General features: G+C 56.6%; 11 protein-coding genes. 10 read left to right on the forward strand and 1 reads right to left on the reverse strand.

Annotated elements, in window-relative coordinates:
• Window positions 1-57 precede the first annotated feature (57 nt).
• From syd to GSQ70_RS19135, 4 genes are all read left to right on the forward strand, one after another.
• Window positions 58-597 carry a SecY-interacting protein gene (gene syd, locus GSQ70_RS19120; RefSeq protein WP_158784014.1) on the forward strand — a complete coding sequence of 180 codons (540 nt, stop codon included), beginning with the start codon at window positions 58-60 and terminating at the stop codon, window positions 595-597.
• Between the two features lie 606 nt (window positions 598-1,203).
• Window positions 1,204-1,530: a YqcC family protein gene (locus GSQ70_RS19125; protein WP_158784015.1), complete on the forward strand. Its 327-nt coding sequence runs from the start codon at window positions 1,204-1,206 to the stop codon at window positions 1,528-1,530.
• The gene (truC, locus tag GSQ70_RS19130) at window positions 1,530-2,309 is read left to right on the forward strand and encodes a tRNA pseudouridine(65) synthase TruC (RefSeq protein ID WP_158784016.1); all 780 of its coding nucleotides are present in this window, start codon (window positions 1,530-1,532) and stop codon (window positions 2,307-2,309) included. The genes GSQ70_RS19125 and truC overlap by 1 nt, the downstream gene beginning before the upstream one ends.
• 21 nt (window positions 2,310-2,330) lie before the next feature.
• Window positions 2,331-2,780, forward strand: a complete 450-nt coding sequence (locus GSQ70_RS19135; RefSeq protein WP_158784017.1) for a flavodoxin — start codon at window positions 2,331-2,333, stop codon at window positions 2,778-2,780.
• A gap of 41 nt (window positions 2,781-2,821) precedes the next feature.
• On the opposite strand, the gene garD is transcribed toward GSQ70_RS19135, so the two are convergent.
• Window positions 2,822-4,381, reverse strand: a complete 1,560-nt coding sequence (gene garD / locus GSQ70_RS19140; RefSeq protein WP_158784018.1) for a galactarate dehydratase — start codon at window positions 4,379-4,381, stop codon at window positions 2,822-2,824.
• Between the two features lie 519 nt (window positions 4,382-4,900).
• On the opposite strand from garD, the gene GSQ70_RS19145 reads away from it, so the two are divergent.
• The 6 genes from GSQ70_RS19145 to GSQ70_RS19170 all read left to right on the forward strand — a co-directional run bounded on the left by GSQ70_RS19145 (window position 4,901) and on the right by GSQ70_RS19170 (window position 11,879).
• Window positions 4,901-6,244: an MFS transporter gene (locus GSQ70_RS19145; RefSeq protein ID WP_158784019.1), complete on the forward strand. Its 1,344-nt coding sequence runs from the start codon at window positions 4,901-4,903 to the stop codon at window positions 6,242-6,244.
• A gap of 9 nt (window positions 6,245-6,253) precedes the next feature.
• Window positions 6,254-7,591, forward strand: a complete 1,338-nt coding sequence (locus tag GSQ70_RS19150; RefSeq protein ID WP_158784020.1) for an enolase C-terminal domain-like protein — start codon at window positions 6,254-6,256, stop codon at window positions 7,589-7,591.
• 26 nt (window positions 7,592-7,617) lie between these two features.
• Window positions 7,618-8,958 (forward strand): glucarate dehydratase, encoded by a 1,341-nt coding sequence (gudD, locus tag GSQ70_RS19155; protein WP_158784021.1) that lies wholly within the window; start codon window positions 7,618-7,620, stop codon window positions 8,956-8,958.
• A gap of 18 nt (window positions 8,959-8,976) precedes the next feature.
• On the forward strand, window positions 8,977-9,747 hold the full coding sequence (gene garL / locus GSQ70_RS19160; RefSeq protein ID WP_158784022.1) for a 2-dehydro-3-deoxyglucarate aldolase: 771 nt from the start codon (window positions 8,977-8,979) through the stop codon (window positions 9,745-9,747).
• Entirely contained in the window at window positions 9,731-10,654 is a 924-nt protein-coding gene (gene garR / locus GSQ70_RS19165) for a 2-hydroxy-3-oxopropionate reductase (RefSeq protein ID WP_370521121.1), read from the forward strand. Before garL ends, garR begins: the two co-directional genes overlap by 17 nt.
• A 76-nt stretch (window positions 10,655-10,730) precedes the next feature.
• Window positions 10,731-11,879, forward strand: coding sequence for a glycerate kinase (locus GSQ70_RS19170; protein ID WP_158784024.1), 1,149 nt, complete (start codon window positions 10,731-10,733; stop codon window positions 11,877-11,879).
• Window positions 11,880-11,937: the final 58 nt, after the last annotated feature.

The following is an 11,937-nucleotide window of genomic DNA, read 5'->3' on the forward strand; positions in this document are numbered from 1 at the left end:
GTTTCCCAATGTGGGCTTAGCCTTAGTGTAACCCAGGCAGCAGAGAGTGAAAAAAGAATGATTGAAGAGACTTCCCGCGCACTGACTGAATTTACCCGACACTATTGTGAGGTCTGGCAGCAGAAGAGCGGCCATGCGCCAGCCAGCAGCGAGCTGTATGGCGTGCCTTCTCCCTGCGTGCAGCATACGGGGGACGATGAAGTGTTCTGGCTGCCACAGCCGTTTACCCTTGCGCAAAATCTGGAGGCCATTGAGCGGGCACTGGATCTGCGCATCCAGCCCTCCGTGGTGGCCTGGTACACTTCACAGTTCGCGGGAGATATGGCTGCCAGCGTCAATGGACAATCCTGTACTTTACTGCAGACCTGGAGTGAGGAAGATTTTGTTCGTGTGCAGGAAAACCTGATTGGTCACCTGGTGATGAAGCGCCGTCTTAAGCACTCTCCGACGCTGTTTATCGCCACCACGGACTCTGAACTGGAAGTGATCTCGGTCTGTAATCTGAGTGGGGAAGTGGTGCTGGAACAGCTCGGTACCCTGAAGCGGACCGTGCTGGCTGGCGATCTGGCAACATTTCTCTTATCCGTCACCGTTTAATGGAGTAAATGCGGAAAAGGGCTGGCACCGTTGTGAGACATCTCTTACATAACCTGTAAGAGATCGCTTTTATAAGTACAGAGTATTCCTGGGGTTATTTGCGAAAAGTATTGTAAATCATGATGTTGATAAAAACAGGATTTATAAAAACCCCTTCTTGATCAAAAAAGAGCTGTGAGCCATATTGTTTGCTTATGACAATCGGGCAAAATAGCACTCATCGGAAAGGATGCTGTGGCTTAAGGATTGAGTCAGGACACATCTGGAAGATGCTGCAGGGAAAGTCTTCAGGACGAAGATAAAGGGAACATCTCAGGAAGAGTTAAGGGACACCTCCAGGACGGAGAATGTGAGCTGCCAGAATAGACAGCGAGCCAGGATGCTAAGGGACTATCACCACAGATGGTGAAATTGTAGGGAACACTTTAGGGACATAGTTATCAAGGATGAGCAGGGAGCACTAATGTAGCTGGATGGCTGCGAACGAACCGGGAGCACTGTTATTACAGTGCTCCCTTTTTTTCGTCCATACTTTTACCTCTCCCGCGCGTGAATGCTATGCTTGCGGCCCTTTTATTAAACTCTTTGACCGACAGGAGAGCGCTGATGAGCCGTGAACAGCTGGTTCGGGAACGCTTACAGGCGATCCAGCAAATATTACAAGACGCGGGGCTGTGGCAATCCTGCGCACCGAATTCTGAGGCTTTTGAGAGCCAGGAGCCTTTTTGCGTGGATACCATGATGCCGGTACAGTGGCTGCAGTGGGTGTTGCTGCCGCGCATGCAGGCAATGCTGGATGCCGGTGCTGCCCTGCCGGTCAAACTGGCCGTCGCACCTTATTATGAAATGGCGCTGGAAGGGGAGATCCCCGCCCGTGCCACACTCCTGCACGCCCTGAACGAGCTGGATCAGCTTTTTGAGCATGACGCCTGATGCTGGAGATTATTTATCAGGATCAATGGCTGGTGGCCGTGAATAAACCTGCGGGTTGGCTGGTTCACCGCAGCTGGCTGGACCGGCATGAAAAAGTTTTTGTCATGCAGACGGTGCGCGATCAGATTGGCCAGCATGTTTTCACCGTTCACCGGTTGGATCGCCCGACCTCAGGCGTTTTGCTGATGGCCCTGTCCAGCGAGGTTGCCCGCCAGCTGTCAGAACAGTTTGAGCAGTACCAGCTGCAGAAAACTTACCATGCGGTGGTCAGGGGTTGGCTTGAAGGCGAGGAGACCCTCGACTATGCCCTGACCGAAGAGCTGGACAAGATTGCCGATAAATTCGCTAATCCCGAAAAAGCCCCGCAGCCAGCGGTGACCCATTGGCGTGGGCTGGCAACCGCCGAACTGCCGGTACCGGTCAGCCGTTACGAGACCTCACGTTATTCGCTGGTGGAGCTGAAACCGCAGAGCGGCCGAAAACATCAGCTGCGTCGCCATATGACCCATCTGCGCCACCCGATTATTGGCGACACCGCGCATGGTGATTTGCGCCAGAACCGCAGCGCCGCGCAGAACTTTGGCATGAACCGTCTGATGCTGCATGCCAGTGAGCTGCAGCTGGCTCATCCCGTTACCGGAGAAGCACTGCTGCTGCGGGCCGGGCTGGATAAGGCCTGGCAGGGAATAATGGCGCCTTTCGGCTGGCAGACGTGTCTCCCTCATCTTCCGGGGGTTGAGTTTGACCCGGCTTACCCTCAGGATAGTGCCTCAGAATAAGCGCCCGGAAAGGAGAAAAGCATGGCTCAGGTAGGCATTTTTGTTGGCACGGTTTACGGTAATGCGCTGTTGGTCGCTGAGGAAGCGGAGCCTCTGCTGGCCGATCAGGGGCATCAGGTCAAGATTTTTGAAGACCCGACGCTGGAAGAGTGGCAGCGCTACAGCGAAGGTGTGGCGCTGGTTATCACCTCCACCACCGGGCAGGGCGATCTGCCTGACAGCATCGCGCCGCTGTTCCACGCTATCAAAGATAAGCTGGGACACCAGCCCATGCTGCGCTATGGCGTGATTGCGCTGGGCGACAGCAGCTACGATGATTTTTGTGGAGGCGGTAAAAAGTTTGATGCGCTGCTGCAGGAGCATGCGGCTCAGCGTGTGGGTGAGGTGCTGATGGTGGATGCAACTGAAAACCCGGAGCCGGAAGAGATTACCTCTCCGTGGGTTGACCAGTGGGCGAAACAGCTCGGCTGATGTATGTCGCCCCGGTTTCCGCTGCCGGGGCGTCCTGTCGGTCAGGTCACCGGTGCCGGGTTAAACACCGACAGCGCATTGTGAATCCCCCAGCGGTCAGACCAGGTCTCCTTGCGGCCGCTGGCAATATCCAGAATCAGCTCAAACACTCTCCAGCCCACCTGCTCGATAGTTTCCTCTCCGGTGGCAATAGTCCCTGCATTGATGTCCATCAAATCATGCCATCTGTCAGCCAGAGCGGTACGGGTCGCCATTTTGATCACCGGGATGGCTGCCAGTCCGTAAGGCGTGCCCCGTCCGGTAGTAAATACCTGCAGGGTGATGCCGGAAGCCATCTGCTGTGTCCCGCAGACAAAGTCACTGGCCGGAGTGGCGGCATAAATCAGCCCGCGCTTTGTCGGGCGCTGCCCTGGTGACAGGACTTCCATAATGGCGCTGCGGCCAGATTTGGCAATCGATCCCAGCGCTTTTTCTACCACGTTCGCCAGTCCGCCTTTTTTATTACCGGGAGAGGGGTTGGCGCTGCGATCGGTCTGCCCCATATTGAGGTAGTCGTCATACCAGGCCATCTCTTCCAGCAGCCGCTCTCCCACTTCTCTACTGACTACCCGTGGTGTGAGCAAATGCACCGCATCGCGCACTTCAGTGACTTCAGAAAACATCACCGTCGCGCCGCAGCGCACCAGTAAATCGGAAGCAAAGCCCACCGCCGGGTTCGCCGTCACGCCGGAAAAAGCGTCGCTGCCGCCGCACTGCATACCGACAATCAGCTCAGAGGCGGGGACGGTTTCACGTGTGCGCTGATTCAGGCGCTGCAAATGACGTTCGGCGACCTGCAGAATATCGTTGACCATTGACTCGAAGCCGACGTGTTTTTCATCCTGCAGCCGCACCACATCTTCTTCACCCAGCGATATCGCCTGGACATCAGGCGTTCCTTCCAGCAGGCGCTCTGGCTGCAGCTTCTCGCACCCCAGGCCGACAATCATCACTTCGCCACCAAAGTTGGCGTTCAGCGCCAGATTATGGATGGTGCGGATTGGCACCACGGCCGCCGGGGCATTAATCGCCACGCCGCAGCCATAGAGATGGTTCAGCGCCACCACGCCGTCAACGTTCGGGTAACGGGGCAGCAACTGGCGCTCAATAATCTGCACCACATAATCCACCACACCCGCCACGCAGTGCACGCTGGTGGTGATGCCGAGCAGATTTTTGGTGCCCACGCTGCCGTCCGCATTGCGATAACCTTCGAAGGTGTAGCCTTCAAGCGGGGGCAGTGCAGGGGGAATGTTGCTGGCGAGTGGCAGGGTGCCCAAAGCAGGCGCTTCCGGCAGCACCACCAGAGATTCATCAATCCAGCTTCCACGGGCAATATCGCGCACCGCATAGCCGATGATCTCACCGTAACGAACAATATTGCCGCCTTTAACAATATCGCTCAGTGCCACTTTATGGCCCTGGGGAATATGTTCTTTTAACACCAGCCCGCAGGAAAATTCAGTGCCTGCCGTCAGGCCATTATTATTCACCACAATGGCAACGTTATCGTTTTCATTTACCCGAATATAAAGGGGCGGATCGTTTCTTGATATGTTCATTGCTCGACAAGTCCTGACTTAAGTGTGTAGGGGACGTTTTTCTCTCCCTGATAAACGTAGAGTGACTTGCCAACGTTTCGACCTGATTCTGCTGCTCACAGTATAAAAGTGCCGTCGGGCAAAAACATTGTGCAGATGTCTGACATATTCCCGTAACAGCGCCCCTATTTTCTGGCGTAATACCAGTTATCAGTGAGAACGCTCACAAAGGACAGGGAGATGCTTCCAGAGTGTGACCGGCTCCGCAGATTGCCAGTGTTCCGTGAACCAGCCCGCAGGATATTGTGCAACTGCCATAACAATGCCTGATTTAAAGCATTTTCCCAGGGCGTTTTCCCGATGTATTCCCCTGCTGCCATTCCTATACTTTTTGACGACCATGAAGAGTGATTGCCACGCTGGCTGTTTCTGCTAATGAAAATTTAATCGCTGTGTTTAATCCAACATCATTCTGATACCCAACGCGATGTGTATGCAGTTTAGAGTGAGTTTGCCCTGGCTTAATTTCAGGAGTGCATCATGAATTCAATCAGCAGTACTGCGAGCGCGGTACAAAAAAGAACAAATGCTCGCTACTGGATAGTGGTGATGCTGTTTATCGTCACCTCTTTCAATTACGGCGACCGGGCAACGATTGCCATTGCCGGTTCCGCCATGTCGAAGGAAATCGGTCTGGATCCGGTCGGTCTGGGCTATATCTTCTCAGCGTTCTCCTGGGCCTATGTTATCGGACAGATCCCCGGTGGCTGGCTGCTGGACCGCTTTGGATCCCGCCGCGTCTACTTCTGGAGTATTTTCCTCTGGTCGCTGTTTACCCTGCTGCAGGGCTTTGTCGATCTGTTCAACGGTTTCACCGTGATCGCCGTGCTGTTTATGCTGCGCTTTATGGTCGGTCTGGCGGAAGCTCCCTCCTTCCCGGGTAACAGCCGGATCGTGGCGGCCTGGTTCCCGGCTCAGGAGCGAGGCACCGCGGTGGCTATTTTTAACTCCGCACAGTACTTCGCCACGGTGATTTTTGCCCCGATCATGGGCTGGCTGGTTTCTGCCGTGGGCTGGGCGCATGTGTTCTGGTTTATGGGTGGACTGGGGATCATCCTCAGTTTCATCTGGCTGAAAGTGATCCGTGACCCGAACGATCATCCCGGCGTGAACAAAGCTGAACTGGAGTACATGGAGCAGGGCGGTGCGCTGATCAACATGGATCAGAAGAAAGAAGAGCGCAAAGTCAGCTGGGCTGAAAAAATGTACCAGATCAGGCAACTGGTCGGATCGAGGATGATGATCGGTATTTATCTCGGTCAGTACTGCATTAACGCCTTAACCTACTTCTTTATCACCTGGTTCCCGGTCTATCTGGTTCAGGCGCGCGGCATGTCGATTCTGAAAGCCGGGATGGTAGCCTCTATCCCTGCCATCTGTGGTTTCCTCGGTGGTGTGCTCGGCGGGATTATTTCTGACTGGCTGATGCGCAAAACCGGCTCGCTGAACATCGCGCGTAAAACGCCAATCGTGCTGGGGATGCTGCTGTCGATCTCTATGGTGGTGTGCAATTACGTCGATACCGAATGGGTGGTGGTGTTCTTTATGGCACTGGCGTTCTTCGGCAAGGGCATTGGTGCGCTGGGCTGGGCGGTGATGGCAGATACTGCGCCGAAAGAGATCAGTGGCCTCAGCGGCGGCCTGTTCAATATGTTTGGCAACATCTCGGGCATCATCACACCTATCGCTATCGGCTACATTATCGCCACCACCGGCTCGTATAACGGTGCACTGATCTACGTTGGCATCCACGCCTTTGTCGCGGTGCTGAGCTATCTGGTGCTGGTACAGGACATCAAACGTATCGAGCTGAAACACCTGTAAGGACGAGTTATGAACACGCAAAGCAGTCCTGTTATCACGGATATGAAAGTCATCCCGGTTGCGGGCCATGACAGCATGCTACTCAATATCGGCGGCGCTCATGGTGCTTACTTCACCCGCAATATTGTGGTGCTGACCGACAGTGCAGGCAATACCGGTGTGGGTGAAGCGCCGGGCGGCGAAACCATCTGGCAGACGCTGGTTGATGCCATCCCGCAGGTAAAAGGCAAGGAAGTGGCGCGGATGAACAGCCTGGTGCAGCAGGTACACCGCGGCAATCAGTCGGCGGATTTCGATACCTTCGGCAAAGGAGCCTGGACCTTTGAGCTGCGGGTGAATGCGGTGGCGGCGCTGGAAGCGGCGCTGCTGGATTTGCTGGGCAAGTGCCTGAATGTTCCGGTCGCCGAGCTGCTGGGGCCGGGTAAACAGCGTGATGAAGTATTGCTGCTCGGTTACCTGTTCTATATCGGCGATCGGGAGAAGACCGATCTGCCCTATCTGAACGGCGAACACGCTGCGCATGACTGGTATCACCTGCGCCATCAAAAGGCGATGGACAGTGCGGCCGTGGTGCGGCTGGCCGAGGCGGCGCAGGACAAATACGGCTTCAAAGACTTCAAGCTGAAAGGCGGCGTGCTGCCCGGCGAGCAGGAGATTGAGGCGGTGAAGGCGATGAAAAAACGCTTTCCCGATGCGCGGATCACCGTCGACCCCAACGGTGCCTGGCATCTGGATGAAGCGATTGCGCTGTGCAAAGACATGCAGGGCATCCTGACCTATGCCGAAGATCCTTGCGGTGCAGAGCAGGGCTATTCCGGTCGTGAAGTGATGGCCGAGTTCAAGCGCGCTACCGGCCTGCCGGTCGCCACCAATATGATTGCCACCAACTGGCGTGAGATGAATCACGCTGTGATGCTCAACTCGGTGGACATCCCGCTGGCAGACCCGCATTTCTGGACGCTGAGCGGCGCGGTGCGCGTGGCCCAGCTTTGTGATGACTGGGGGCTGACCTGGGGCTGTCACTCCAATAACCACTTTGATATTTCACTGGCGATGTTCACCCATGTGGGTGCCGCCGCGCCGGGTAAACCCACGGCGATTGATACCCACTGGATCTGGCAGGAGGGCGACCAGCGCCTGACCAGAGAACCCCTGCAGATCCGCAACGGCAAAATCGCCGTGCCGGTTGCACCGGGACTGGGTGTTGAACTGGACTGGGCGCAGATTGAGAAAGCCCATGCGCTGTATAAAACGCTGGCCGGTGGTTCGCGCAATGACGCCACCGCGATGCAGTACCTGATCCCAGGCTGGACATTCGATCGCAAGCGCCCGGCTTTTGGACGCTGAATCCTGACAGGCAGAAGGAAAACGTTATGAGTCAAGCTACAGCCACGCCGCTGATCACCGAAATGCAGGTGATCCCGGTGGCCGGTCACGACAGCATGCTGCTGAACCTCAGTGGTGCCCATGCGCCATTTTTCACCCGCAATATCGTCATTATCAAAGACAATTCGGGTCATACAGGCGTGGGCGAAATCCCCGGCGGAGAGAAAATCCGTAAGACGCTGGAAGAAGCTGCGGCGTTGCTGACCGGCCACTCAATTGGTGAATATAAAAACCTGCTCAGCAACGTGCGTAATACTTTTGCTGACCGTGATGCAGGCGGGCGTGGAACACAGACCTTTGATTTGCGCACCACCATTCACGTGGTGACCGGGATTGAAGCTGCGCTGCTGGATCTGCTGGGGCAGCATCTGGGCGTCAACGTGGCTTCACTGCTCGGCGACGGGCAGCAGCGCGATTGCGTTGAGATGCTCGGTTACCTGTTCTACGTCGGCGACCGTCGCAAAACTTCCCTGCCGTATCAGAGCCAGCCGGATGACAGCTGTGACTGGTATCGCCTGCGCCATGAAGAGGCGCTGACGCCGGAAACGGTGGTCAGACTGGCCGAAGCGGCTTACGAAAAATATGGCTTCAACGACTTCAAACTGAAAGGCGGCGTGCTGGCCGGTAGCGAAGAAGGCGAGGCCGTGACGGCGCTGGCAAAACGTTTCCCGGAGGCGCGCATCACGCTGGATCCTAACGGAGCCTGGTCGCTTAGCGAGGCGATTGAGTTGGGTAAACAGCTGACCGGCGTGCTGGCCTATGCGGAAGATCCCTGTGGCGCAGAGCAGGGCTATTCCGGACGCGAGGTGATGGCCGAGTTCCGCCGTGCCACCGGGCTGCCGACCGCCACCAATATGATCGCCACCGACTGGCGGCAGATGGGGCATACTCTCTCTTTGCAGTCCGTCGATATTCCGCTGGCGGACCCGCACTTCTGGACGATGCAGGGCTCCGTTCGCGTGGCGCAAATGTGCCACGACTTTGGCCTCACCTGGGGTTCTCACTCCAATAACCATTTCGATATTTCCCTGGCAATGTTCACCCACGTTGCCGCCGCTGCGCCAGGCAAAATCACTGCAATTGATACCCACTGGATCTGGCAGGAAGGCAATCAGCGCCTGACCCGCCAGCCATTGCAGATCAAAGGTGGCCGCGTACAGGTTCCTCAGAAGCCGGGGCTGGGCGTGGAGCTGGATATGGATCAGGTGATGAAAGCGCATCAGCTGTATCTGCAACACGGGCTGGGCGCGCGTAACGACGCGCAGGCGATGCAGTTCCTGGTACCAAACTGGACCTTCGACAATAAACGCCCTTGTCTGGTGCGCTAACTTTTTCAGGAGAGAGTGATGAGCTACGTAAACACCCCTAACAGTTTTCGTCAGCGCCTGCTGGCGGGGGAAACCCTGATCGGCAGCTGGTGTGCGCTGGCAAACCCGATTACCACGGAAGTGCTGGGTCTGGCCGGATTTGACTGGCTGGTTCTGGATGGCGAGCACGCTCCCAACGATATCACCACTTTTGTACCGCAGCTGATGGCCCTGAAGGGCAGCGTCAGTGCGCCGGTGGTTCGCCCGCCGTGCAACGAACCGGTGATCATCAAGCGGCTGCTGGACATCGGTTTTTCCAACTTTCTGATCCCCTTCGTGGAAACGGCAGAAGAAGCGGCGCTGGCCGTGGCTTCCACCCGCTATCCACCGCTGGGTATTCGCGGGGTTTCGGTTTCTCACCGCAGCAACATGTACGGCACCGTGCCGGAGTACAACAGCACCATCAATGACAACATTACCGTGCTGGTGCAGATCGAAACCCAGCAGGCGGTGGACAATATTGATGCCATCGCGGCTGTCGACGGCGTGGATGGTATTTTTGTCGGCCCGGGCGACCTTTCAGCTGCGCTGGGCTATCTCGGCCAGCCGGCGCATCCGGAAGTGCTGAAAGTCATTAAGCATGTCTTTGAGCGGGCAAAAGCGGCCGGCAAACCCAGCGGGATCCTGGCACCAGTTGAGGCCGACGCGCGCCGCTATCTGGAATGGGGTGCCGGTTTTGTGGCGGTAGGCAGCGATCTTGGTGTCTTCCGTGGGGCCACTCAGGCCCTGTGCGATCGCTTCAAAAAATAACCCACACTTAAGGAGAAATGAGATGAAAATTGGCTTTATTGGTCTGGGCATCATGGGCAAACCCATGAGCAAAAATTTGCTGAAAGCAGGCTATTCGCTGGTGGTTCGCGATCATAACGCTGATAGCGTGGCAGAACTCGTCAGCCTGGGCGCAACGTCAGCCGCTTCTTCCAGGGCGGTGGCGGAGCAGAGTGACGTGATTATCACCATGCTGCCGAACTCCCCTCATGTTAAAGAAGTGCTGCTGGGTGAAGAGAGCGTAATCCAGGGCGCGAAACCGGGCACTATCGTGATTGATATGAGCTCGATTGCCCCGCTGGCCAGCCGAGAAATTCATCAGGAGCTGGCGAAGAAAAACATCGCGCTGCTGGATGCGCCGGTCAGCGGCGGCGAGCCGAAGGCCATTGAAGGCACTCTTTCCGTCATGGTTGGCGGTGACAAGGAGCTGTTCGACAAGTGTTATGACATCATGAAGGCGATGGCGGGGTCGGTAGTGCACACCGGCGAAATCGGCGCAGGCAACGTGACCAAACTGGCTAACCAGGTGATTGTAGCGCTGAATATTGCGGCGATGTCGGAGGCGCTAACGCTGGCCACGAAAGCCGGAGTGAACCCGGACCTGGTGTATCAGGCAATCCGTGGCGGCCTGGCTGGCAGTACCGTGCTGGATGCTAAAGCCCCGATGGTGATGGACCGCAACTTCAAGCCGGGTTTCCGCATCGATCTGCATATCAAAGATCTGGCCAACGCGCTGGACACCTCGCACGGCGTCGGAGCGCAGCTGCCGCTGACCGCCGCAGTGATGGAGATGATGCAGGCGCTGCGTGCAGATGGATTGGGCACCGCCGACCACAGCGCGCTGGCTTGCTATTATGAGAAGTTAGCCAAAGTTGAAATCAGCAAGTAGCACAGGCGACCGGCTTTGCTTGCTGAGCCGGTACCTGCACTGCTTGCCCGCCAGTTCAAATGCGCACGGATAATGTATGAAAATAGTAATCGCACCGGATTCATATAAAGAGAGTCTGTCAGCCCAGCAGGTTGCCACGCAGATTGAGTTGGGGTTTCGCGAGTTTTTCCCCGATGCAGACTACGTGAAACTGCCGGTAGCTGATGGAGGTGAAGGAACAGTTGAGGCGATGGTGGCGGCGACCAGCGGCAGTCTGATTCGGCTGAACGTCACCGGCCCGCTGGGTGAACCCGTCGAGGCTTTTTATGGCCTCTCCGGCGATGACAGCTGCGCCTTTATCGAGATGGCCGCTGCCAGCGGGCTGGAGCTGGTGCCCGCCGCCCGCCGCGATCCGCTGGTCACCACGTCTTACGGCACGGGAGAGCTGATCCGTAACGCACTGGATAAGGGTGTCGAGCACTTTATCATCGGTATCGGCGGCAGCGCCACCAACGATGGTGGCTCCGGTATGGTGCAGGCGCTGGGGGCGAAGCTGCTGGATAAGCATGGGCGACAGATCGGTTACGGCGGCGGACAACTGCCGGAGCTGGTCAGTATTGATATGAGTACTTTAGATCCCCGCATCAAAAACTGCCGGTTTGAAATTGCCTGTGACGTGACAAATCCGCTGCTGGGCGATGAAGGGGCTTCCGCCATTTTTGGTCCGCAAAAAGGGGCCACGCCGAATCAGGTTTTGCAGCTGGATAAGGCGCTGGCTCATTATGCTGAAGTTATCCATCGCGAGCTGGATATCGACGTGCTGTCGGTTCCCGGTGGCGGCGCGGCTGGTGGCATGGGCGTTGCACTGCATGCGTTCTGCCAGGCCGAGCTGCGGCGGGGGATTGAGATCGTCACCGAGGCGCTGGGGTTGGATGAGTTGGTCAAAGACGCCACGCTGGTGATCACCGGTGAAGGACGTATCGACAGCCAGACCATTCACGGCAAAGTGCCGATAGGGGTGGCAAAAGTCGCTAAACGTTACAACAAGCCGGTGATTGGCATTGCGGGGAGCCTGACCGCTGATGTGGCAGTGGTCCACGATCACGGCCTGGATGCGGTTTTTAGTGTGATTTACAGCATCTGTACGCTGGAAGAGGCGCTTGCTGATGCGGCAGAGAATGTGCGGATGACCGCGCGGAATATTGCTGCTTCACTGGCTATCGGGCAGACCATGCGCGGGGAATAGATTCCGTCGTTACGAGCGAACATCGGTTCGGGCGGAATTAATTCCGCCCCTGCAGTCA

The sequence above is a fragment of the Pantoea sp. BAV 3049 genome, from assembly GCF_009765445.1.
Classification (GTDB): domain Bacteria; phylum Pseudomonadota; class Gammaproteobacteria; order Enterobacterales; family Enterobacteriaceae; genus Erwinia.